21 protein-coding genes, 1 tRNA gene and 1 pseudogene are annotated in these 22,952 nt (G+C 43.5%); 8 read left to right on the plus strand and 15 right to left on the minus strand.

All coding sequences use genetic code 11. The features are described from left to right. Positions 1 to 9: 9 nt before the first annotated feature. The 10 genes and pseudogenes from AC59JT_RS19105 to AC59JT_RS19150 all read right to left on the minus strand — a co-directional run bounded on the left by AC59JT_RS19105 (position 10) and on the right by AC59JT_RS19150 (position 11,871). Positions 10 to 156, minus strand: a complete 147-nt coding sequence (locus tag AC59JT_RS19105) for a hypothetical protein (RefSeq protein ID WP_497402096.1) — start codon at positions 154 to 156, stop codon at positions 10 to 12. Between the two features lie 34 nt (positions 157 to 190). Then, complete coding sequence (locus tag AC59JT_RS19110; RefSeq protein ID WP_497402098.1) at positions 191 to 343, minus strand: hypothetical protein; 153 nt, start codon at positions 341 to 343, stop codon at positions 191 to 193. 20 nt (positions 344 to 363) lie between these two features. Further along, positions 364 to 546, minus strand: coding sequence for a hypothetical protein (locus AC59JT_RS19115; protein WP_497402102.1), 183 nt, complete (start codon positions 544 to 546; stop codon positions 364 to 366). A gap of 255 nt (positions 547 to 801) precedes the next feature. Continuing rightward, on the minus strand, positions 802 to 2,007 hold the full coding sequence (locus tag AC59JT_RS19120) for an MFS transporter (protein ID WP_497402107.1): 1,206 nt from the start codon (positions 2,005 to 2,007) through the stop codon (positions 802 to 804). A gap of 689 nt (positions 2,008 to 2,696) precedes the next feature. Beyond that, positions 2,697 to 8,051 carry an Ig-like domain-containing protein gene (locus AC59JT_RS19125; RefSeq protein ID WP_497402109.1) on the minus strand — a complete coding sequence of 1,785 codons (5,355 nt, stop codon included), beginning with the start codon at positions 8,049 to 8,051 and terminating at the stop codon, positions 2,697 to 2,699. Between the two features lie 348 nt (positions 8,052 to 8,399). Then, positions 8,400 to 8,473 (minus strand) — tRNA-Ala (locus AC59JT_RS19130). A 128-nt stretch (positions 8,474 to 8,601) separates the two neighbouring features. Beyond that, entirely contained in the window at positions 8,602 to 9,621 is a 1,020-nt protein-coding gene (locus tag AC59JT_RS19135; RefSeq protein WP_497402112.1) for an acyltransferase family protein, read from the minus strand. Between the two features lie 300 nt (positions 9,622 to 9,921). Continuing rightward, the gene (locus AC59JT_RS19140; RefSeq protein ID WP_497402357.1) at positions 9,922 to 10,509 is read right to left on the minus strand and encodes a DUF4986 domain-containing protein; all 588 of its coding nucleotides are present in this window, start codon (positions 10,507 to 10,509) and stop codon (positions 9,922 to 9,924) included. Then, positions 10,394 to 10,678: pseudogene (locus AC59JT_RS19145) on the minus strand (hypothetical protein); the annotation flags it as partial. The gene AC59JT_RS19140 and the pseudogene AC59JT_RS19145, both read right to left, overlap by 116 nt. 185 nt (positions 10,679 to 10,863) lie before the next feature. Further along, a complete protein-coding gene (locus tag AC59JT_RS19150) occupies positions 10,864 to 11,871 on the minus strand; it encodes a NosD domain-containing protein (protein WP_497402115.1) in 1,008 nt (335 codons plus the stop codon). Between the two features lie 549 nt (positions 11,872 to 12,420). On the opposite strand from AC59JT_RS19150, the gene AC59JT_RS19155 reads away from it, so the two are divergent. The 4 genes from AC59JT_RS19155 to AC59JT_RS19170 all read left to right on the plus strand — a co-directional run bounded on the left by AC59JT_RS19155 (position 12,421) and on the right by AC59JT_RS19170 (position 15,895). After that, a complete protein-coding gene (locus AC59JT_RS19155; protein ID WP_497402117.1) occupies positions 12,421 to 14,022 on the plus strand; it encodes a hypothetical protein in 1,602 nt (533 codons plus the stop codon). Positions 14,023 to 14,030: 8 nt separating this feature from the next. Continuing rightward, positions 14,031 to 14,768, plus strand: coding sequence for a hypothetical protein (locus AC59JT_RS19160; RefSeq protein WP_497402119.1), 738 nt, complete (start codon positions 14,031 to 14,033; stop codon positions 14,766 to 14,768). A gap of 12 nt (positions 14,769 to 14,780) precedes the next feature. Beyond that, on the plus strand, positions 14,781 to 15,014 hold the full coding sequence (locus AC59JT_RS19165; RefSeq protein WP_497402121.1) for a hypothetical protein: 234 nt from the start codon (positions 14,781 to 14,783) through the stop codon (positions 15,012 to 15,014). Between the two features lie 161 nt (positions 15,015 to 15,175). Beyond that, entirely contained in the window at positions 15,176 to 15,895 is a 720-nt protein-coding gene (locus AC59JT_RS19170; RefSeq protein WP_497402123.1) for a basic secretory protein-like protein, read from the plus strand. 79 nt (positions 15,896 to 15,974) lie between these two features. On the opposite strand, the gene AC59JT_RS19175 is transcribed toward AC59JT_RS19170, so the two are convergent. Then, entirely contained in the window at positions 15,975 to 16,436 is a 462-nt protein-coding gene (locus AC59JT_RS19175; RefSeq protein ID WP_497402125.1) for a hypothetical protein, read from the minus strand. Positions 16,437 to 16,583: 147 nt separating this feature from the next. Beyond that, positions 16,584 to 17,819: an L-fucose:H+ symporter permease gene (gene fucP, locus AC59JT_RS19180; RefSeq protein ID WP_497402127.1), complete on the minus strand. Its 1,236-nt coding sequence runs from the start codon at positions 17,817 to 17,819 to the stop codon at positions 16,584 to 16,586. A gap of 314 nt (positions 17,820 to 18,133) precedes the next feature. On the opposite strand from fucP, the gene AC59JT_RS19185 reads away from it, so the two are divergent. The 4 genes from AC59JT_RS19185 to AC59JT_RS19200 all read left to right on the plus strand — a co-directional run bounded on the left by AC59JT_RS19185 (position 18,134) and on the right by AC59JT_RS19200 (position 20,652). Next, on the plus strand, positions 18,134 to 18,454 hold the full coding sequence (locus AC59JT_RS19185; RefSeq protein ID WP_497402129.1) for an ArsR/SmtB family transcription factor: 321 nt from the start codon (positions 18,134 to 18,136) through the stop codon (positions 18,452 to 18,454). Between the two features lie 27 nt (positions 18,455 to 18,481). Further along, a complete protein-coding gene (locus AC59JT_RS19190) occupies positions 18,482 to 18,910 on the plus strand; it encodes an SRPBCC family protein (RefSeq protein ID WP_497402131.1) in 429 nt (142 codons plus the stop codon). Between the two features lie 113 nt (positions 18,911 to 19,023). Beyond that, on the plus strand, positions 19,024 to 19,371 hold the full coding sequence (locus tag AC59JT_RS19195) for a YciI family protein (protein WP_497402133.1): 348 nt from the start codon (positions 19,024 to 19,026) through the stop codon (positions 19,369 to 19,371). 39 nt (positions 19,372 to 19,410) lie between these two features. Beyond that, a complete protein-coding gene (locus AC59JT_RS19200; protein ID WP_497402135.1) occupies positions 19,411 to 20,652 on the plus strand; it encodes an RNA polymerase sigma factor in 1,242 nt (413 codons plus the stop codon). A 287-nt stretch (positions 20,653 to 20,939) separates the two neighbouring features. Here the strand turns inward: AC59JT_RS19200 and AC59JT_RS19205 are convergent, their stop codons facing one another. The 3 genes from AC59JT_RS19205 to AC59JT_RS19215 all read right to left on the minus strand — a co-directional run bounded on the left by AC59JT_RS19205 (position 20,940) and on the right by AC59JT_RS19215 (position 22,944). Further along, positions 20,940 to 21,740 (minus strand): undecaprenyl-diphosphate phosphatase, encoded by an 801-nt coding sequence (locus AC59JT_RS19205; RefSeq protein ID WP_497402137.1) that lies wholly within the window; start codon positions 21,738 to 21,740, stop codon positions 20,940 to 20,942. Continuing rightward, positions 21,740 to 21,976: a DUF3098 domain-containing protein gene (locus tag AC59JT_RS19210; RefSeq protein ID WP_497402139.1), complete on the minus strand. Its 237-nt coding sequence runs from the start codon at positions 21,974 to 21,976 to the stop codon at positions 21,740 to 21,742. The genes AC59JT_RS19205 and AC59JT_RS19210 overlap by 1 nt, the downstream gene beginning before the upstream one ends. A gap of 89 nt (positions 21,977 to 22,065) precedes the next feature. Further along, complete coding sequence (locus AC59JT_RS19215) at positions 22,066 to 22,944, minus strand: cell division protein FtsX (protein WP_497402141.1); 879 nt, start codon at positions 22,942 to 22,944, stop codon at positions 22,066 to 22,068. Positions 22,945 to 22,952: the final 8 nt, after the last annotated feature.

The raw sequence follows: 22,952 nt of genomic DNA on the forward strand, positions 1-22,952 counted from the left end.
ATATGTTGATCAGGCAGCCTTAGCTTGAGCCTGGTTGTTGCGCGTGAATTGTGTTTTGGCCCTGAAAGCTTTTAGATCTTCCATTAACAGTTTTTTCAATTCGTTATCAAAACGCTTAACTAATTTACTGGTGGCGGGTTGCTGTAAAGTTTTCATAGGTAGATGTAGGTGATGTGGTTAAACTTATGGTTTAGGCAACTGATAATTGCTCGTTTTTAATAGCTTTTAAAAAATTATTTTTAGCGCCGCGGATAGCTTTTAAGTCGCTCATGATAATGTTTAACAACTCGTTGTCAAAACGGGCTACTAATTTGCTAACTGCTGGTTTTCTTGAATTTTTCATAACGTATAGTTTAAATATTTTTAGTTTTTTGGTTCTGTTTCATTCTCTTCAGGCTCGTTCAGGTTGTCATGCCTGCGTTTAGCCTCTTTGTACTGCCTTAACAATTGCTCCTTATCACGGTCGTCGGTCGACTTTTCAGGAGCCTGTGGATTCTCCCACTCTTTCTCCTTTGCTTCGTCCGGTTTTTTATCGTTAGTAACCATGATATTGATTCGTTTGATATGTACTATCCCAATCTGGTGCCAAAGTTTGGCGCAGCCGATAAAAAAGTCATTTCAAAAACAGAAATATTTTACAATTGGCTGTATTTGGCTGAAAACAAAGTATTTACAACACAAAATATCGCTGGCGCGAAAACATAAAAATGTAGAGAAAAACAGAACACCGCGAGTGTATACAGTAGTGGACACTATACACTTGTACTAAAACCGCACACAGTTGTGCGCTACAGAACAGACTTAAGCGACGGTGGGCGCGCTCGCTATTTTTTTACGATTAAGTAGATGCATGATTAAAGCAATGGTTGATAACACCACACCAATTGCACACACACCACTCCATTGGTAAAAATACCAAACCTGGGTAGCTGCATAAGTGCCCAATGCGCCGCCAATAAAATAAGTTACCATATATATAGTATTAATACGATTGCGCGCCGCGGGATTGGAAGCGAATATGATAGCCTGGTTTGAAATGTGCGTAGCCTGCACGCCCATATCCATTAATATAACACCTACAATTAACCCTATCATACTTAAGCCCGAAAACCAGAACACCACAAACGATACAATAACCAGCACCAGCGTTATGGTTGATAAATGATAAGGATCAGTTTTATCACTTAGTCTCCCCATGGCTCCAACGGCCAACGCGCCAAAGGCTCCCGCTACGCCAAACATGCCGGCAGCATCGGCACCTAGATGAAAATTTTGATTGAGCAGAAACGACAAGGTGCTCCAAAAAGCGCTGAACCCGGCGAAGCATAAAGCACCGCGCAGAGCAGCCAAACGCAGGCGGGCATCACTACGCACTAGGTGCACCAGGGATAGCATGAGCGTTTTGTAAGTGCCTTTATATTCGGGTGCTACTGCTGGCAATAAAAAATAGATGAGCGCCCACATCACCACCATCATACCGGCGGCGATATAAAACATACTGCGCCAACCGAAATGCGCGCCTATGAAACCGCTCAAGGTTCTCGACAGCAGGATGCCTATTAACAGCCCGCTCATTACGAATGCTATTTTTTTGCCGCGCTCGTTAGGATTGGCCAGGTGGGCGGCCATAGGTATTAACATTTGGGGAATAATGGATGAAGCGCCAATAAAAAAGCTGGCTATTATCAATGCGGTGATACTTGGTGCCGCCCCTGCCAGTATTAAAAACAAAACCACGAAAGCGAAAACTATCAACATTAGCTTTTTACGCTCATACATATCTGCCAGCGGGATCACAAAAAATATCCCTACGGCATAACCTATCTGGGTAAGCACAGCAACTTTGCCGGCCTTAGCGCTGCTGATGTTAAAGGTGCGGGCAATATCCGCCAGTAAAGGTTGGTTATAATACAAGTTTGCTACAACCAGGCCTGTTGCTATAGTCATAACCCATAAGGTAAGTGTAGTAAGCTGAGATTTTTGTTGATGATTTTGTACCGAACTCATTAATTGTGGATGCTTATGAGCCGCAAAAATGAGAAAGACGGGGAAGATTAATGTATAGTTTAGGTAATTTTTTGTTTGCTGTATGTTTTTTTAAGTTCGTTAAAAATCAAACAAAACTATATTTTGTGATTTTTTTAAGGCCAAATAGCCAATTGAACAATAAAAACATTCCTACAAGGAGTTAAAAAACTACAAAATCAATTAAAAACTACTTAAAAACATAAATAATTAACAATAATTTAATTTTTATCAGTTAAAAACACCAAAAATACTTCACTTTATGCACATAAGGTAAACTTAATACTGCCATTAAACCATTAAATAAATATAAAAAAGCCAAAAACAAGGCTAAATAAATTAAAATTATCACTATTACAACGTTTTAGTAATAATTTTAACATTCACATTAGCCACTTCTAGTATTTTACAAAAAAATTACAAAAATAAATTTGCACATATTAAATGTTAGTGTTACCTTTACACCATGCAAACAGAGAGAATATCTCCAAAGCATATTAAAATTGTCTTCTCATAATTTAGGTTTATAATTGGTTTAGTAAAGGCTCCTGCCCATCAGGAGCCTTACTTGTTTTGTTTTTATACTTTTTATAAACCGCGAAATAAGTAAACCAATATTACCTCCACATTAAATCAATGCAGCTTAATAGTTAATGGAATAAAATTGATGATTACCTGATAACGGCTACATATCCGCTGTACTTCATATCAAACACATGCGTGTTTATTACATAGTAATAGGTGCCCACAGGTACAGGCTTGCCATTTTGAGTACCGTCCCAGGGCTTGCTGTAGCCAATACTACTATAAACCTTTTGCCCGTAACGGTTATAAATATCTATGGCAGCCTCTTCATAAGCCACCAGGCCTTTTACCTCCCACACATCATTCACGCCATCATTATTAGGGGTAAAGGTGTTCGGAGCAACGACTTCGGTAGCTACCCTAACCAATACATCGCTAAAGCTGCTACAGTTGCGGTTATTGGTAACGGTTAATCGGTAAGTAATATCTACAATACCTGTAACTGTTGGGTTTTTACTGGTGCTATTAGTCAAACCTGTTGCGGGGCTACCATCAGGCAGTTTCCAATCATAAGTTACATTTTCATCGCTAACTGTTGGATTAAGCGTTATGGTTTTATTTTCAAGCACATACCTCACGCCTCCTGCGTTTACAGTTGGCGGCGGCTCAAATGTTATCACCACATCATCAGCAGGGGTGTAACAGATATCGGTAGTGTTAGCAGTTAACCTGAGTGTAACAGACCCAGCTGCAATATCTGCCGGGCTGGGCCGGTATTCGGGACTTGGCATACCATTGATTTGTGTATTATCAGGCACCCCGCCATAGTAAAACGTACCCGTACCTGTAACAGCACTCCAGCTACCATTCCCAGGTATAAGTATTCTTCCGTTAAGCGGTACCGGAAACTGGGGACAAACCGGCTTGTCTCCCCCGGCATCGGCAGCCGGTACCGGGCCAAACGTAATAAGCAATTCATCAACCGATGGTATACAATCGTCGGTACTGGTAGAGGTTAGCGTGAGCCGAACCGAACCGGAAGCTATTTCCTGCGGAGAAGGTATATACCTGTTTATCAACTCAAAAGAAGGCATAGCAAAAGTGCCATTGGTAGTCGTTTTCCAATTACCGGTTGAACTTCCCCCGGTGACAGTTCCGACTATATCAAAACCGGTAGTTGTTGGGCATATGGTCATATCGGCGCCCGCATTGGCTACCGAGGGGGTTGTAATAATAACATCTACGGGATCAGATAAGCTTGGGCAACCATTGAGCGTAATTGTAAGTGTATACCTGCCTGCATTAGCTACCGTTGCATTATTTATTACAGGATACCGTTCGTTAGACGTAAATCCGTTAGGCCCTACCCAGCTATAGATTGACCCGGGCGGATCAAGAATTGAAGAACTGTACAGCTTTAACACATTCCCACTACAAATTGGCGAGTTGCTATTGGCATCCGGTGTTGGCGGTTGTGGATTTACAGTAACAGTATATAAAAAAGGCACGGTTTGACAGCCATTTGCCACCGTATTTATAACGTAAACGACATCAATAGGCGCGTTGGTGGTATTAGTAAGCACTTCATCTATAACCTTACTGGTGTTACCACCAACCGCCGGCGTAATATCAGGCTGAGCGGCCCGGCTCCAGCTATATACCGCCAGAGGCACATCTGAATCTATAACATAATTTTGCGGCACGCCGCCACAAGCTACTCCTTTGTTAGGGGTGGATATGTTAACCCGTGGGTTTACGGTCACCGTCAGGTTAAACGAGCCACCTGCGCAGGTAGCCGTTTTATAGTCAATTACATAAGTAACATCAATGGGCGCGTTGGTTGTATTTGTCAAAGCCTCGCTAATTGTTCTTGAAGCCTGGCCAGACACGGCTTTGGGAGATATGCCGGCAACGTCATCCCTTCGCCAGGTAATTTGGCTCGATGACGGGCTGATACCGATTGGATAATTTACACTGGTTCCGCTACAAGCTACAGCCGTATTAGGACTTGTAATCTGCACTGCCGGATAAACTGTTACCTGGTAATTAAACGGTGTGCCCGCACAACCGTTAAGCGTGGGAGTTATTACATAGGTAACCACTATGTTAGCATCGGTTGTATTGGTAAGTATATCAGTTATGGTGCTACCTGTTTGCCCCACCAATGCGGTATTACCGGCCACAGCGGGCCTGTCCCAAGTAAAAGTTGTGCCAATCAGATCGGCAATTATGGGGTAATTTTGAGCAAGGCCGCTACAAATAGTCGCGGTTGCGGGGCTGGTTATAGTGGGCCGCGGGCTTACTGTTACGTCAACCTGTTTAAGCGGGCTTATACAACCATTTTCGATGGTTCGCACATAAAATACCGTAGTAGCCGTTAGTGATGGTGTAGTATAGCTGGCCCCGGTAAATTGCACGGGCCCTCCCGGTACGTTAAACCATTGGTAAATGCCGGTTGAGCCGCTGGCCACAAGGGTGGCTGTGCTGCCTGAGCAAACCAAGCCAGCCGGCGTCACAGTTGGCTCAAGCGGCAAAGGATTAACAGGCACCGTTACAGTAGCACGGCTACCCTCAATCCCACCAACGGTAGTTGATACATAAAAATTAGTATTAGCGCTGATTATGGGCGTTATAAAGCTGGCGCCTGTACCTAATAAATTACCGCCGTTAAGCGCGTCATACCAACGGTACGTTCCGCCGGGGCCGTTTGCATTTAATGTGGTAGAAGTGCCTGCACATATAGCCGTAACGGGGTCAGTCGTTGGCGGCATCGGCGGGGGCGAAAAAGTAATAGTTACCTGGTCGGCAACAGGCCCGCAGGTAGTCCCCGGGTTTGCGGATGTTAAAGTTAGCACTGCCGAAGTTTCGCCGGCACCCGGTGTATAAATGGCATTCAAGTCACCGTTATTACTAAAAGTACCCGAACCACCGGACCATGTACCTGTAGTTGCGCCACCGGTTACGCTACCGGCTAACTGTGCAGGGATGCCGGTTGCTACAGATTGATTGGGCCCCGCATCAACCACCACACGCGGGTCAATTGTTAAAGTGGTAAAAGCGCTAACCGTTGGGCAACCACCGGCCGCGTCAATAGTATTAGTTATAGTGTAAGTACCGGGCAATGTTTTAGACATGTCAATTATGCCCGAATTGACGTTTGTGAACCTGATGCCTGCGGGCGATGATGAAAAAACACCCGGGGTACCGGTTGGATTAGTAAATATTGGCCCCTGATCTGCACCGCCTTGGCAAAAATTTGATGCAGAATAGGTAAATACCGCGTCAGGAACCAGTACAATGGATATTTGATTTGTTGACACACCGCAGGCGTTATAGCTAACGGTGTAACTACCCAGCGTACTTGAGGCCAGGTTAATCTCGCCGGTTGAAGGATCAATAACTAAACCCGGCGGCGCACTAAATGTGCCTCCCGGAATGTTTATAGTTGGCGAAGGATTTGTGGCTGTTTGACAATAAGTACCTGATGAATATTGAAACTGATTGGCTGTAGGTACAATAATTACGGTTACCGGCCTGCGTGTACTGCCACAGCTACCATTAAATAACTCCACATAATAAGTAGTGGTTGACCCAAGCGCGGGTGTAGTAAAACTACTGCCGGTATGCAAAATAGCATTGCTGTTTGCTGTAGCATACCAATTAAATGTACCTGCACCACCCGTAGCATTTAAAGTAGTGCTTGTACCTTCGCATATGGTTTTGCCGCTTGCCGCCGGCATCGCAGGCAGTGGGTTAACCGTTACGGTAACTGCGCTACGTGTGCTTGGACAAATCCCGTTTGATGTTTGCACATAATAGGTTGTACTAACTGTTAAAGCCGGCGTAGTAAAATTTTGTGTTGACGCTAATAAATTACCCCCGGTTGCGGCATCATACCACTGATAACCGGTGCCCGTACCAGTTGCTGTAAGTGTAGCTGTCTCGCCGGAACATATTGTGGGATCAGGTCCCGGTGTTGGCGGCCCGGGTGTGGCGTTCACTGTAACAGTTACCGCTGTGCGTGTGGTGCTTATGCAACCACCGGCATTGGTTTGAACGTAGTAAGTAGTGGTAGTTGTAAGTACCGGTGTAGTAAAACCGGCCGGCCCGCTAAACAATAAATTGCCGCCTGTTGCCGCGTCAAACCATTCGTACGTACCGCCGGGGCCTACCGGGGTTATGGTTGCTGTATTGCCTTCGCAAATGGTTTGGCCCGACACTATCGGCGCAACCGGGGTAGGGCTTACGGTTACAACTACCTCTTTACGGGCGCTGGTACAGCCTGCCGCGCTGATAACTTCAACATAGTAGGTTCTGGAGCTGTTTAAAACCGGGGTAATAAAAGTATTGCCAGTATAAAGCGAAACTATACTGGTTTCGGTGTCATACCAAACATAGGTTCCGCCGGGGGCTGTGGCTGTGAGGGTTGCTACCCCGCCGGAACAGGCTACCCCTACCTGTTGAGCCGTTGGCGGAAGGGGTATTGGATTAACCGTAACCGGTACGGCTATCCTGGGCCCTACGCATCCTTCCGGGCTTACAGCCTCTACATAATAAGTTACGCTTGAGTTTAGCACGGGCGTGGTATAATCGGGGCTGGATATAAATGGTGTGCCGCCGTTGGCAACAGTGTACCAGTTAAAGGTATCGCCCGGCTTAGTTTCGGCATGCAGGTTGGTGAATGAGCCTGCACAAACTGAAGGCGGGATAACCGTTGGTGCCAACGGAGCATTGTAAACTTTAGCCTCAACAGGCATAGCATCGCTAGTACAAGGCGATCCGTTGCTATTATTTGTGGTACCCACTACATAATATGTACGCGATGCAAACAGCACGGGGGTAGTAAAACTCGGGCCTTTGCCAACACTGTTACCACCCGAAGGAGCATCAAACCACTCATAACTACCCGCCCCGGTAGCGGTTAATGTTACCGTACCACCCGGACAGGTTGGGGGGCCGCTGCCAACAGGCCCGGCGATGGGGTAAACCGGAACAGGGACGCGTATACTGGTACAGCCATTAACAGTGGTTTCTACCAAGTAAACAGTTTTTGCGGTAATAATATCTGTAACAAAATTAGCGCCGCTGCCCTTAAACGTACCGGCTTCGTCATACCACTGGTAAGTACCGGGCGATCCCGAAACTGTAATTGTTATACGTTGATTAAAGCAGGCGTTTACAGAGGCGGGTGTAATTGGCTGGTCGGGTATGTTGGCACTTGTTATATTTTGATTAAAGGTTGCCGGGCAATTGTTCGCGTCTGTTATAGTTACGGAATAGGGACCTTCCTTGTTTACCGTAATTGACTGTGTAGTTTCGCCTGTAGTCCAGTAATACCTAAAAGGAGCGGTACCATTGGTAGCATTAGCTGTAAGAACAACGGGGTTACCCGAACAAATAGCAGAATTTGAAGGCGTAATGGATGCGCTTATCGTACACTGACTATATCCCAATAATGATATCGACAATAAAAAAAATAAGACGAGTAATACTTTCTTCATATCTTCTTTAACATAGCCACTTAAATACACTTAAACAACTGGCTATCAAACAACAGCAACAAGTAACAAAATTAAGACAAATAGCGGTATTATTGCTAGCTACTGACTACAAAAGCCGGGATTTCTATAGGTATTTTTTCAGTAAATACAAAAATACACAACCGTTATACGTAAAATATTAAAACAAGGATATCATTTTTTGAAGAAATGAGGCAAATTTAGAAGGCTTAGTGAAAGACTATCAGGAAGATGTGGAGAATAAGAGTAGCCTATTGATCTGGAAAGAACGATACGCCCCGACAACGCACAAAAAAACCCGGTATCGCTACCAGGTTTTAAAGTTTTAAGTGGAGAATATCGGAGTCGAACCGATGACCTCTTGCATGCCATGCAAGCGCTCTAGCCAGCTGAGCTAATCCCCCATTGAGGATGGCAAAAGTAGCAAAAAGTTGCTCAATTGAAAATTTATATAAAAAAAAGATAACAGGCAATTATTTGATTGCTTCTAAAAACTGACTACCAGTATTCTTTATTACTGACAAACAACAACTTAGACTTTATTTAACTTTTGCAGGACAATTTTTGAGGCAAACCGTTTCGACGGTTTTTCTATCACCAGGTAAAACAAAAAAGCAAAGGCTATACTTACAGCCAGCCCCAGTAAAACCAGTAATATTTTTAAATAAAACGATTGCGTGTAAACAGCACATAACTTTACTAAAACCAGGCCCGAAAAAACATGCGTCAGGTAAAGGGAATAGGAAATATCGCCCAAAAATTCGCCAATACGGTTTTTAAAGCTTTGCAAAAAATGAATGGCCAGTAGTGATATAACGGCGCAGCCTGTCAGCAATAAATTGAGCGATATATAACTCGAAATAATTGATACCAGTATCAGTATGCCAAATTCGGCCGTATTAATTTTATTGTATCGCCAAATAATGTAGGATATACCCATCATGAACAATGGTAGCCATGCGCAGAAAAAGTTCTTGTCAGGGAAGATCAAACATAAACCAAAAGTTACAATATACCCGACGGCCCTTAAAACCAGGCTATTATTGTTTATCAACGGAAACACCAGACTGATAAACAAATAAAACTGAAACTCTACCGCCAGCGTCCAGTAAACAATATTGAGCCAGTTACTTTCTTTTACAAAAGGTATTAAATATCCTAAATGCATCAGCAAGTTTTCTGCCGATGGAAAAGCCATCAACCGGTGCCCCAATTGATTGCATAGTGCAATTACCAGCAAAGCCACAAGCATAGATAACAGGTAAGGCGGTTCTATCCTAACCACCCTTTTTAACATAAACCGCCCTAAAAGCCTATAGGTATAATTTCCGTTAATAAGCGATATAGGGATTACAACCCCGGTTATGATAAAAAAAACCTGTACGCCCAAAGCACCCGCCTGCGAAAGATGAAAAATACGGGTGTTTTGAAGAAAGTTTGCTGGCTCGTAAATAAGATGATAACAACATACCATCAAAGAAGCTACTCCTCTTAAACTGTTTATAACCGGGATATGCCTGGGCGGCGCGCCGTTAGCGATTAAGGCTGTCATACTACAATAATAACGTTTTGATATTAATAAATAATAAACTGCTTATGCACTCCTGAATGACACTGCCGATAGCAGCTAATTCGCGGCAGCAAAACACTATTAATAAAACAGGTACCCGGGGAACTCATTTTTGGACGCAGATAACTTAAGCCCAAATACCCCTCCTGCTGTATAACCCTGCTTGGCCCGGAATTTAACGGTTAACTTTTCCCCGCTTTTTAATAAAGAAGGGGGAATGGCATAACGCTCCTCAAAATAGGTTATCGGCCATTTGTCATACAGATCCTCGTGTTGAAGCACCTACCCGTTTATCACTACATCAAATTCTGTTTTGGCTGACGAGCTACCCCAGTAAGTAACGGTGAGGTATTGCGGCGTAGCGATAGTCTGTGGTTTAAGTTCATATGAAAACCAGCCACCGCTTTTGGCAAATACACCGGGGCGGTTATTTTCCCAAAAATGACGCTTGTCTTTTATGGCTGATGTGTAATGCCCTTCGCCGGTAAGGTTGTGTTTGGCATTGTCATCTGCCGATGCGGTATTGACCTCATCGCTTACCAATTGTGCGCGCTGCTTGTATTCGGTTGGGGTAAAAAATTTCCAATACACATTATAGCGCTCGTGCCTTACCTGGTAGTAGGGTTTTAATTTAACGTCGGATGCTTTTGCGTTGAGCCAGCCGGCACCGATGGTTGCGTACATATTGTTTGCAGCATCCAGCGGTTTAATCCATGTGCCGGGGTTTTGGCGATTAGCAACCAGCACCGGGATATCATTGGTGGGTGGCGTCCAGGTATTGTAAATGTTTAGCGCGTGTTTCACCAGGTCGCTGCCCGGCATGCGTTCGGCACCCAGCTCGCCGGCCATTACCAACGGACCGCGGAATATAGCGGCCATTAGGATCGTCCGAAGCTAGCTCCAGCCTAAAATCCTGCGGAATATCCAGGCGTATCACATCGCCTTTTTCCCATTTTCTGTTTAAAACAATATAACGGTCGGCGCTTACTTTAAAGCTTGCCGGTTTGTTATTTATCCAAACCTTCAAGCCCTGTTTTACCCAGCCGGGTGACGCAACTTTACGTTTCCGTTAAAACTCGCATTTCGGCAACGGTTAATTTTACCGTGTTGCTTTCGGGGAAACGTGTATCCATTTGCAGTTTTAACCCCTTTTGCTCCCAGCTAAGTATGGATGGGAAAAAGGCCGGCAAATATTGCCGGCCCTCTACTATTGTTTGTGATCAATTAAGGTTGGATATAAGTTGTACCAAGAGTGTTACCTGAAAATGTGTTGCCCGATAACGTGGTATTTGTATTGGCATACTGGGTAAACCTTTGCAAAATGCCGTATTGGGCATTATTGTTTAAATGGTTATTACTTACAATGGTACCATCGCAGCCGCCTATGTTGTTTTGAAAAGTAATACCGCTTTTAAAGTAGGTATTAGTTACCGTATTACTAATTACATCATTACCGTTCGAATCGTCAATACCAATACCGCCAACGCCGCGGTTTGCAGTGTTATTTTTATTCACCGTATTATTATATACATAGTTATTGTGGCTTAATATATCAATGGTGATACCTTCCGCGCCATTTTCGTAAATAACGTTGTCTCTGACAGTTCCGTCTGAGTGGCCATGCTGCGAAACACCTACCATGTAATTATAGTATACCTGGCAACCTATTACGGTATTAAAGGCACATACCGGGCTGCCCAGGTTATGCAGCAATATCCCCGCGCCCTTAGCTGTCGAACTACCGCAGTTGTGTATTTTACTGTTTGAAACGGTATTATGCTGGCCGTAGATAATAATACCAGCCTCGGGTAAATTACCTCCGTCAAGTTCAACCAGGTCAATCACGTTGTAATTGCCTTTTATTTCGATAGCAGCAGCGTTAAAGGTGTTAGTCGCTTTGCGGATAACGGCACCGGAAGCTCCGCGTATAGTAATATTGTTTTTACCGACAGGCAATGATATAGGCGTGGTTACATAGTGGCTGCCGGTATTTAATATAATGATATCGCCCGCTACTGCCGTGTTAACCAGCGATTGAAATGCCGCGCTGTTACTGTTTGCAGCCAGGTAATAGGTTGTACCGGCGGCAATTTTAAGCGATTTGTTGGGTTGAATTACCTCTTCCTGCTGTTGGCTTGCTGATGCTGCCGGGTCGGCGCTTTTTTTACAGGCTGATAATCCGGCTATCATCATTAACGACAGCATTGCCAGTTTTACATTGTTTTTTTTCATACTACTCATGGTTTCTAAGTTTATATAGATTGGGTTAATAATTCGAGGTGAACCAATAACTAGCTTGGAAATCTCCCGGAATTGACAAAACAATACCGGCACGCCAAACTGCTTTTCAGGATCAGGGGAAAAACTATTAATCAGGAAAAAGCTAACAGCTTTAAGTCTATCAATCAGGTGGTAGTACCAACCGGGGTCTTATACAATCGGTAAATATTTCTAAAAAAACAGATGGGAATTACATCTGCGGCATAATGGTTTATTAAACCCCGGTTTACAAGTACTAAATTAAGTTGTTGATATACAATCGGATATCACTATCGGCTCAATATTTCGAACTTTCGTATCATTTTTAATTATTCGGCGAGGTCATCTCGCGCCTCTGCCCTGTTCTCCCAAAAAACACCCTATAAAAACCGTTAAAACACCCTACCCGATGAACCTGATAGTCAGTAATTTGGCACTATAAATACCAAACATTATATCACAATCAACAAGCATTCCTTACAAGCAAATGAGTAACTAACGTGCTTATTTAACACTGAACACATGAAGTACATCACAATTGCCCTACTGCTGCTTTATGCAGGCAATGCACTGGCACAAACCGGCTCCCTGGCCCAAAAAGATGAGGTTATTAAATATGATTTCCTTTCGCTGGAAAAACCTGATAAACTGTTACCGTTTGACAGGCCTTTTTTTTTGGAGGTTAATAATTTCCCATCCAACAAAAAGATTAAGAGAATAGCTGTATTTGAAGTAGAGTACGAAAACGGCCTTCGCGAACTTCAGGATGCCAAGGGCAGGCCAAGTTTTGAAATTACTAGTAGTGATTACAAAGTGGAAAAAAATAAACTAACCGTTCATTTTCCGGCCCTTAAGCCTTATCGAGATTTCAACGTAAACATTTTCACAGAATTTTCGCCTGCTAACATTAGCCAAACTTTACTCATCTGCAAATTCATCCATTTGTCTAAAAAACCAGGCATTAGCCACACGCTGTGGGCAAAATACAGTGCTAAAATAGATAAGGAGATGCAAAAACTTCGAGACTCTGTTAACCGCCAACCTTATAAAAATGGCCCGAAACCCCTATTGGCTTTTCACGTGAGCGACACCACTATAACTGACACTTTTTATAATAGGATAAGTCAACACTACAATAACATTTTAGATACCATTCCCCCGGCTGCACCGGCAACCGGATTTCTTCAATACCCACAAACACTATCTCAAATCCAAATATCGGCTTTATCGCAGGTGATTACTGATAAATCTGTGCTGTTTGGTAAAATGCAAATATTACAAAAGATATATGACGATAATCGAGGTAATGACATATTTACGGGGCAACTTGGTACCGACTATAAATATCCTATCACACCTAAAGATAGGTATGACCTTGACGTCCGGATAAGCAATCTTGATCAGTCAATTGAGTTCTTCAACACCGTTCTATCCGGAGTTCGGGAACTGGCTGCCAAAAATCCCGCTGCTTTTGCTTCCTTTACCGGGCATTGCCAGGTCATTTTAAACTCACTAAATAATAACAAAGAAAAACTAAGCGAGATAAACGACGAGATTAAAAAAACAATAGCCAAACATAGCAATGAGGCCAATTGGCTACTCGGAGGCTCAACCGTAAGCGCCGATTTCCAAACCATAAGTAAAAGACACTTTACCATTGACCTGGGTGTTACCAACCTTAACCTGGCGGATAATGCCGGTAAACGCGTAAATATTCAAAAATTATCTTTTGGAGTAAATTTTTTCTTTAGAGCGATTGATAAAAACATTGATTTTAAATACATAGGCAAAGTACCCACCGCCGATACTTGTTGCTTCTCGCACAGCCTTGAATCAAAAAACAGGTTTTGGCGAAAGGTAAGTTTAACCACCGCCCTCACGCTGGGCAGCTTTGGCAACAAAGATTTTGATAATGTATACGGAAATCTTGCATTTACCGTAGGGCCAAGCATACGCGTTGCAAAATATTTCAGGGTAGGCGCGGGTATAGCCATTGCCAAACGCTACAATAATAACCCGCTCATGACCGATAAATCGACCATACTTGGGTACTCGGCCTCTATAAGCCTTGATCAGGATTTACTGGACGCCGTAAAAGGTATTACCTCAATGATATTTAAATAACCTTCATCATGAAAAAAATTATATACTTTACAAGCATCATTTGCCTTGCTATACAAGGCTGCAAACCGGATGATCTGTCAACAGTTGACGTTATAAGTGACCTTAAAATATCAAACACTTCGCCTTTGGCAGATGGAAGCAGTGTTATTGATATATCGGCCCAAATAAATAGCAAAGCCGATGTAGATAAGCGCAATGTTATATTTCGTACAACAGGTGGTCAATTCTTACCTGTCGCCGATACCAGTATTACTCAGAAGGCCAATTTTGAAAATGGCAACCTTGTGGCACGCGTTAAATTTAAAGTACCGGCCAGCACCGCGGCTATTACAATATCGGCGTTTCCCGAAACACGCTCCAATCAAAAAGATTTTATTCTGAAGGGTAACATCAGCCCAACCTTATCAAGCGCGACAAGCCTCACAGTTACCCCCTCGGCACCCGGTATATATCCAAACCATGCAGGCGAAGTATTTATTACAGGTACCTTAAAAAATGGTACGCGCGGCGTAACAACAGAAGCAAAAGTAGTTTTTGAGGATTATGACGCAGCCGGCACACCTTTAAACGGCCGTTATCGCTTGATAAAAATTTCATCTGATGCGGCCTCTACCGTAAGTACTTACTATTCTGTCGGTGCAATACCGGTAGGTACCAGCTTCTTTATACGCTGTACTTTACTTGATGCCGGTGGCCAAAAAACAGCAATCACCGGCGTATGCCAATTAACCGTAATACAACCTTAAATCCTATAGATCATGAAAGCAAAACACAAAAAAATCGTTAAAGAAAAATTACCTGATTTACTTCCACAATTAGAATCGCTAATACAGGCGACACCAGGTTTGGAAGATTTCAAACTGCAATCCTTAAGCCTTAAACACAAAAGTGCGATAATTGACTGCTCGGGCCACCCCGGAACCGAACCTTGCCAGGTTTGGAACGGCCATAGATATGTTTGGACTTGTGTGCCTTACGGCACATGCAGTTAGTGTAAACGCTAATACATTATTAAAGCCCCCGGCCGCCGCCGGGGGCTTTTGTTATTTACAGCCACATTGTTACATGCGCACCCGACACCTAACTTGTTAATTACCTTTATATACGCCTATATTTGATCATCCAATTTATCTCATTTAAAAGAAATTAGCTCATGAAGAAACTATTACTCATTGCATGCCTTTTTGCGGGTTTGGCAGCCAGCGCACAGCAGCAACAACGCCAACGCAGACAGCGTTGGGACGAAGCCCCGCACCTATCGCTTGACTCGACGACGCGCGGTGGCTACACCTTGGTTTTTGTGAATAATGATACCACCTTCCAGGCAGAAGGCGCGGCGATTAAAACCCGTATGATAGAAACTTTTTATAAGGTTTACCCGGCAATGGCCGATGTTTATAATAAAGAAACCGCTAAACGCGTAGTATTTTATATCGACCGTAACTATACCGGTGTAGCGGCAACATCAGGCAACGTAGTACGTTACAAACCGGGATGGATGCTTAAAAAACCTACCGATATTGATGTGGTTACACACGAGGTGATGCACATTGTGCAGGCTTATGGTGGCGGCGCAGGCCCGGGCTGGCTAACCGAGGGTATTGCCGATTATGTGCGTGCCGTGTATGGTGTAGATAATGAGGGCGCCAAATGGACCCTGCCTAAATACAACAATACCCGCAAGTATACCGATAGCTACCGCGTTACCGCCGGCTTTTTAATTTGGGTTGAGAAAAACATCAAGAAGGACCTGGTTGTAAACCTGAACGAGCGACTGCGCAAACACACCTTTAACGATGGTGCCTGGACAGAACTTACCGGCAAAACACTGGACGAGCTTTGGGCTGCCTACGCCGCTGCCAACGCCGGATAAAACACTTGTCGCGACAGCAAAAAACAAAAGCCCCCCGCATAAACACCGGGGGCTTTGCCTTTACAAAAACTCTCAGGAACTATTGTAATAACTTAGCGTACATATTAAAACGTACTTTATTAGCTACATCGCCATTGATGATGGATGAATAGTTTTTTACATTATCAGCCATGGCAATAATATTGGCATTAACAGGGGTTGAATTTTGCCCAATAAATGTTTGCCCGCTTGGCGTGGCATAATTATCAATCTGGTTGCCCGATGGGTAAAATACGTCGGTGTTAAACAGCAGGCGCATTTTATTGGCTACAAAGGGTTGGATATCGGCATTGATAACAGCCTCAAGTTTATAGACTGTTTTTTCGTGTACGCTGCCGTGGTTTTCTACTATTTCCACATCGCGTACGCATTGTAGTTTTACGCTTTTTACGGTATAGCTTACCAAGGGGGTTGATGCCAGGGTATCCTCGCCGGCAACCATGCCATGCTTATTTTCGATGTTGACCAAAGGGATGATCTTATTCCAAAGTACGTTGCTCATAGTTTTTAAGGTGTGATTAGGCTGCAAGTTCGCCAATCAGGCAGGGCGCATCAATAATACATATGTAGTATTTGCACCCGGATATGAAACAAAAAACCCCATGCTGATTGGCAGCACGGGGTTTTATAATTAAGCGTAGCTAAGCTACTAGTGACGCACTTTGTACAATTTGTAACCAAACAGGAAGATAACGGCGTAGCAGATGATAGGCATGTAATAAGCCTGCGCTACGTCATGATTAGCAACCTGACCCATAATGAACGGGAACACAGCGCCGCCAACAACACCCATAGCGATGAATGATGAAGCACGTTGTGTATGGCTGCCCAGGTTTTTTAAACCTAAACTGAATATGGTTGGGAACATGATACTGAAGAAGAAGTTGATCATCATCAACGCGATGTATGATACCCAGCCCAGGCTTTGCGCCACGATGATACACATTAAAATGGCGCCGGCCGAGAACCAGGCCAACAGTTTATTAGGTGCGATAACCGTCATTAACGAAGTACCTACCACACGGCCCAACAACATCATGCCCATAAACAAGCTCATCAGGTAACCCGATTTCTCGTCGCTGAAGTGCATGATCTCTGAACCGTAGTTGATGAAGAATGCCCAGGTACCGGCCTGTGCCGCTACATTAAAAAACTGCGCAACGCAAGCCCACACAAAGTGGCTATGCTGAAACAAACCTTTTTTAGGGGCAGTATCTACGTTTACAGCATCATCGTTATCGCCATGTGATGTATGGGGATCAACCAGCGCAGGGATCTTCAGGAACACAAAAGCCAATGCAACCAATAATACCACGATACCAATACCTACGTATAAGGTTTTTACTGAGCTCAGATCAACCGCACCGGTAGCAACCGCGGCACCGCCAAACAGGAAAAATGAACCCAGTGACGGACCAATGATAGTACCTACGGCGTTAAAAGTTTGTGCAAAGTTTACGCGCAGGTCGCTTTTACGCTGGTCGCCAAGGGCAGCGGCAAATGGGTGGGCAACGGTTTCAAGCGTGGCCATACCGCAACCTACAACGAATAACGCTATACGGAAGAATGTAAATGATTGCGCGTTGGCAGCCGGTACAAATAAAAATAAACCACCGGCAAACAAGGCAAGCCCAAGTATTACGCCGGGTTTATAGCCAAACTTTTTCATAAATATACCTGCCGGGATACTCATGATGAAGTAAGCACCAAATACCGAAAACTGGATAAGGCCCGAATCGGCTTTTGACAGGTTTAGTACGTTTTGGAAGTGTTTGTTCAACACATCGCTCATGGCGTGTAATACTCCCCACATCAGGAACAATGAGGTAACAAAAATAAAGGTTACTATAAACCTCTTCTCGGTGAATGCGACTTTTTCGCTCATTTGCTTAGGTTAATTTGAGTAAATAAAATGTATAATGATTTTACACTGAAGGCTATAGGAGCCTAAAATGCATAATATGCAATTGGTTATTTGTCGATTATTTCTTAATCGGCCCAAAAAAACAAATTTTATTAATCAAATCATAATTAATTGCGCTATAAAATACCATCAAGCGCAAATGTTACATCATAGGTTAATGTTTGGTGATAACGGTATCGATTGCAGCATGATTCCCCCAAAATAAAATAAAATTTGCGCAACCGATTGGTTACTTATATATTTGTAACCAATCGGTTACTAATCAACAGAAATAAATGAGACGAGACGTTTTCCAGGCCATTGCAGACCCTACCCGCCGCGATATTATTGGTTTACTGGCGCAGCACCCTTTAAACCTGAATACTGTGGCCGATAATTTTAACATTAGCCGGCCGGCTATATCAAAACACATCAAAATTTTAACCGAATGCGGCCTGGTTACCATAACGCAGCAGGGCCGCGAGCGCTTTTGCCACGCCGAACTGGCCCGCCTGCAGCAGGTTGCCGAGTGGACGGCCCGCTACCAACGTTTCTGGAGCGAGAAGCTGGATGCCTTGGGCACATTTTTAGAGAAAGAAAAACAGGGTAATAAATAAAACACATCACCATAAAACAATAAAGCTATGAATACCGAACCATTTGTAATTGAACGCACCTATGATGCGCCCATAAGCGCCGTTTGGCAGGCCCTTACCGTTAAGGAAAAAATGAAGCAATGGTATTTTGATGTTGACGACTTTAAGCCCGAGGTTGGTTTCACCTTCCACTTTTGGGGCGAGGATAAAGGCGTACGCTTTCAACATGAATGTGTAGTTACCAGCGCCGTTTTTGAAAGTAAGATAGCCTATAGCTGGCGCTACCTGGAGTATCCGGGCAATTCGCTGGTTACTATCGAATTGTTTGAAGAAGGCAAGCATACCCGGGTAAAGCTTACCCATACTGGTTTGGAAACTTTCGCGGTTATTAATAACTCTTCATTTGGCAGGGAAAGTTTTGCCGGTGGATGGACCTATATTTTGGGCACCAGTTTGAAGGAGTACGTGGAGAAGTAATAAGCGTTTTTTATCTTCATTGAATAATTGGTTAAAATATTTTAGGGGGATGTGTCCAATATCTTAAGGGCCGGTCGTCATTAGTTTTTTTAACCATTAAATTCAGAAAAGCCATGAACGATTTCTTATTGATCTTTAGACAAGATTCTGCACGTGACGCCCAGTTAACACCGGAACAAATTCAGGTAATTTCAAAACCATGGCAAGACTGGATGGGTAGCCTGGCTGCCCAAAACAAGCTTACCGACAGGGGTAACCGCCTTAAAGACGACGGCAATGTGGTAAAAGCAAACAATGTAGTAACCAACGGCCCTTACGTTGAAGTTAAGGAACTGATAGCCGGTTATACTATTATTGCTGCCTCATCACTGGAAGAAGCCACGGAACTGGCCAAAGGCTGCCCGGTGCTGACTTATGGTGGCACGGCTGAGGTAAGACAGATCATACCGATGCAAGGATAATTTAATTACCTCCCGCGTAAAGCGGGAGGTTTTTGCTTTATGGAGCAGCAACAACAGCTATTATCGCACCTGTTTCGTACCGAATACCGCAAAATTACCGCGGTGCTGGTGCGCCTGTTTGGTTTTGAGCACATCCAAATAGCTGAGGATATTACCAGCGATACGTTTCTATCCGCCTCAGAAACCTGGGCCGCCAAAGGCATGCCCGAAAACCCGGCCGCCTGGTTGTATACCGTAGCCAAAAACAAAGCGAAAGATCATTTAAAGCGCGACACAATTTTTACTCAAAAAATTGCGGCCACCCTCAAAACCGAATCCCGCAGCGCGGCCGAATTTGAAATAGACCTGTCTGACAAAAACATTAACGATAGCCAGCTACAGATGATGTTTGCCATTTGCCAACCTGCAATACCCGTTGAGGCTCAAATTGGATTGTCGTTGCGCATATTGTGCGGCTTTGGGATAGACGAAATTGCCGATGCTTTTTTATCTGGCAAAGAAACTATTAATAAAAGGCTGTTTAGGGCTAAAGAAAAACTCCGCCAGGAAAAAACGGCACTCCGGTTTCCCGGTCAGCAGGAAATTGATAAGCGGTTGGAAACTGTTTTACTGACGCTTTACCTTTTATTTAATGAGGGATATTATTCCGCCAGTACCAACAATAGCTTACGCAAGGACCTATGCCTGGAAGCCATGCGCCTAAACTACCTGCTTATTGAAAATAAAGCGACCGACCTGCCGGCTGCAAATGCGCTATTCTCATTAATGTGTTTTCACGCGTCGCGATTTGACGCGCGGATAGATAGCCAGGGCGAAACAATTTTATACGACGAGCAAGACAGCAGTTTATGGAACGACGAACTGATAGCGCGCGGTCAATATTATTTGATTCGGGCTTCGCAAGGCAATCGCCTTACACGTTACCATTTGGAAGCAGCTATTGCCTACTGGCATACTATTCAAAAAGACAGCCCCGAAAAGTGGGAGAATATCTTGCAGCTCTATAACAAACTCTTGATACTGGAATATTCGCCCATGGCTGCGCTAAATCGCACTTATGCACTCGCCAAAGCGAACGGAAAGGAAGAAGCTATTGTAGAGGCCGAAAAATTGACACAACTAAATGGCGATCATTTGTATCACTCGTTGCTGGGGTATTTATATACAGGAGTAGATAAAGACAAAGCCTTGCAGCATTTACAAACCGCATTTAAACTGGCGAAAAGCAAAAGCGATAAGAGTAGAATAGCAAAAAGTATAAAGCAACTTGGGGAAGAATAAAAAAGGCTTAAAACAAGCAGAGCTTCCGATGGGCGGAAGCTCTTACTAACCAATTATAAACCAATATATGAAGAGAAATGCTGATAGAATTTACATCTAATCAGCACATTACGTTTGTTCGATGTAACGTTTATGCATATACAAACGTTGTGCCGATTTGAAAATTGTTTGTTTTTCAGGACTTAACATTCTTTAACATTTACACAAAAACTATACTTAGCCACAGCAAAAAAAAGAGCGATGAATTTAAAACTCATCGCTCTTTATACTGTACCAAAAAATACTCACTAGGTGTGGAGCGCGTTCCCTGAATAGTACAAAATAATGATCGCTATACCTGCAATAATTCGGTAATAACCAAACAGTCTGAAACCCTTCTGTTCCAAGAAGGTAATGAACGATTTGATAGCCAACAGCGCTACTATAAAGGCAATAACACTGCCTATCAGTAAAAACTGGATATCCTGTTGTAGCTCGGCGGCTGGGATGCTGCCGTGTTTATAAAAATCGTACAGATCCTTAACTGTGGCGCCAAACATGGTAGGCACGGCCAAAAAGAACGAGAATTCGGCTGCGGCTTTACGGCTCAGTTTCTGCGTCATACCACCGATGATAGATGCCGCCGAACGCGATACACCAGGCACCATGGCCAGGCATTGAAAAAAACCGATCTTTAAAGCGGTAAGGTTATCTATCTCTTCCTCTTCGGTTACGGTTGGCTTTTTAAACCAGCCATCAACAAAAACCAACACAACGCCACCTACCACGAATGATCCGGCTACGATGAGCGGATTTTCCAACATGGCGTTTATCTTTTCTTTAAACAATATACCAAACACCACCGCCGGCAAAACGCCGATAACCAGTTTTATATAAAAGTTGATGGATTTAAAAAAGCGCTTGAAGTATAAAGCAACTACCGCCAATATGGCGCCCAGTTGTATTACCACTTCAAATAGTTTTACAAACTCCAGTTTGTTAATACCCATCAGCGAGCTGGCCACTACCATGTGTCCGGTTGATGATACGGGTAAAAATTCGGTTAGCCCTTCAATAATGGCCAACACAATAACATGTATAAGTTCCATTATTGTTTAGCTGCGGGCTTTTTTAAAATAGCGTAAAAGCCTACGCCGAAGCCTGCCAGCACTACAATTGGTGCTATAACAATTTTGGTAGTGCTATAAATATCAGTTGTGCCCGCCATTAGCACAAAGCCAAGGGTTACTATAGCAATGCTGATGATTAGCCAGGTGTACTTACTTTTCTCGAATATGAACTTAACCGGTTCGACAGGTGCAGCTGCTTTTGTAGACTTTGCCATCTTTATTGAATGAGTGAATTATTGAATGAGTGATTGAGTGATTGAGTGAATAAATTCGAAATCGAAAATCCGAAATTCGAAATCCTCACCTACCTATACAAATCGTATATTTTTAAACGTAAAAACTTGTTAACTGCCAGGTAGGTGCTAAAGCCCGATATAAATATGCCCAGGCCTATTACAAACAGGAATACTACGCCAAACTCGAAGTTGTTTTGCAGTATTATCAGGTCGGGTATTTGTACGTTGGCAAAGTATAAGGTACCTACCAATATAATAGTGGCTATTAAACCGCCCAAGAGGCCGTGCCAAATGCCGTATAGTAAAAACGGTTTGCGTATAAAACCTTTGGTGGCGCCTACCAGTTGCATTGATTTGATGAGGAACCTTTGCGAGTAAATAGCCAGGCGTATGGTATTATTGATAAGTGCTACCGATACGACTACAAATATGCCCGCGAAGGCCAGTATCACTAAGCTTATGGCGGTTAGGTTTTGGTTCATTTGGTCAACCAGCGATTGCTGGTATTTAACCTCTTTAACCAATGGATTTTTTAATAGCTGTTCTTTAAACTTGGTGATCTCCGTATTGTTGGCGTAGTCGGCATTCAGGTAAATGTCTAACGATTGCGACAGCGGATTGTAGCCCAAAAATTTCACAAAGTCTTCGCCAAGGTCCTTTTGCAGGTTGCGGGCAGCCAGTTCTTTACTTACGTAGATGGCTTGCTTAACCGCAGGATTGGTTTCCAGCTGGGTTTGCAATTGCCTGACATCAGCCTCGTGAGCAGCATCATCAACAAAAATATTCAATACAATATTCTCTTTTACGTAGCGCGACAGGTTATTGGCATGTACCAATATTAAACCCAGCAGGCCCACCATCAACAGCACCATGGCAATGCCAAATACAGTTGATATGTATATTGTCTTCGTTTTTTTTGCCGATTCGCTTACTTCAAATTCTTCCATAGTTGGGT

The sequence above is a fragment of the Mucilaginibacter sp. A3364 genome, assembly GCF_059690715.1.

What these genes read in the sequence shown, in the direction of transcription:
- AC59JT_RS19200 (WP_497402135.1), top strand. Translation starts at nt 19,411, where the DNA reads ATGGAGCAGCAACAACAGCTATTATCGCACCTGTTTCGTACCGAATAC.
- AC59JT_RS19105 (WP_497402096.1), bottom strand. Translation starts at nt 156, where the DNA reads ATGAAAACTTTACAGCAACCCGCCACCAGTAAATTAGTTAAGCGTTTT.
- AC59JT_RS19120 (WP_497402107.1), bottom strand. Translation starts at nt 2,007, where the DNA reads ATGAGTTCGGTACAAAATCATCAACAAAAATCTCAGCTTACTACACTT.
- AC59JT_RS19190 (WP_497402131.1), top strand. Translation starts at nt 18,482, where the DNA reads ATGAATACCGAACCATTTGTAATTGAACGCACCTATGATGCGCCCATA.
- AC59JT_RS19195 (WP_497402133.1), top strand. Translation starts at nt 19,024, where the DNA reads ATGAACGATTTCTTATTGATCTTTAGACAAGATTCTGCACGTGACGCC.
- AC59JT_RS19215 (WP_497402141.1), bottom strand. Translation starts at nt 22,944, where the DNA reads ATGGAAGAATTTGAAGTAAGCGAATCGGCAAAAAAAACGAAGACAATA.
- AC59JT_RS19115 (WP_497402102.1), bottom strand. Translation starts at nt 546, where the DNA reads ATGGTTACTAACGATAAAAAACCGGACGAAGCAAAGGAGAAAGAGTGG.
- AC59JT_RS19110 (WP_497402098.1), bottom strand. Translation starts at nt 343, where the DNA reads ATGAAAAATTCAAGAAAACCAGCAGTTAGCAAATTAGTAGCCCGTTTT.
- AC59JT_RS19185 (WP_497402129.1), top strand. Translation starts at nt 18,134, where the DNA reads ATGAGACGAGACGTTTTCCAGGCCATTGCAGACCCTACCCGCCGCGAT.
- AC59JT_RS19165 (WP_497402121.1), top strand. Translation starts at nt 14,781, where the DNA reads ATGAAAGCAAAACACAAAAAAATCGTTAAAGAAAAATTACCTGATTTA.
- AC59JT_RS19175 (WP_497402125.1), bottom strand. Translation starts at nt 16,436, where the DNA reads ATGAGCAACGTACTTTGGAATAAGATCATCCCTTTGGTCAACATCGAA.
- fucP (WP_497402127.1), bottom strand. Translation starts at nt 17,819, where the DNA reads ATGAGCGAAAAAGTCGCATTCACCGAGAAGAGGTTTATAGTAACCTTT.
- AC59JT_RS19205 (WP_497402137.1), bottom strand. Translation starts at nt 21,740, where the DNA reads ATGGAACTTATACATGTTATTGTGTTGGCCATTATTGAAGGGCTAACC.
- AC59JT_RS19160 (WP_497402119.1), top strand. Translation starts at nt 14,031, where the DNA reads ATGAAAAAAATTATATACTTTACAAGCATCATTTGCCTTGCTATACAA.
- AC59JT_RS19125 (WP_497402109.1), bottom strand. Translation starts at nt 8,051, where the DNA reads ATGAAGAAAGTATTACTCGTCTTATTTTTTTTATTGTCGATATCATTA.
- AC59JT_RS19135 (WP_497402112.1), bottom strand. Translation starts at nt 9,621, where the DNA reads ATGACAGCCTTAATCGCTAACGGCGCGCCGCCCAGGCATATCCCGGTT.
- AC59JT_RS19210 (WP_497402139.1), bottom strand. Translation starts at nt 21,976, where the DNA reads ATGGCAAAGTCTACAAAAGCAGCTGCACCTGTCGAACCGGTTAAGTTC.
- AC59JT_RS19155 (WP_497402117.1), top strand. Translation starts at nt 12,421, where the DNA reads ATGAAGTACATCACAATTGCCCTACTGCTGCTTTATGCAGGCAATGCA.
- AC59JT_RS19150 (WP_497402115.1), bottom strand. Translation starts at nt 11,871, where the DNA reads ATGAAAAAAAACAATGTAAAACTGGCAATGCTGTCGTTAATGATGATA.
- AC59JT_RS19170 (WP_497402123.1), top strand. Translation starts at nt 15,176, where the DNA reads ATGAAGAAACTATTACTCATTGCATGCCTTTTTGCGGGTTTGGCAGCC.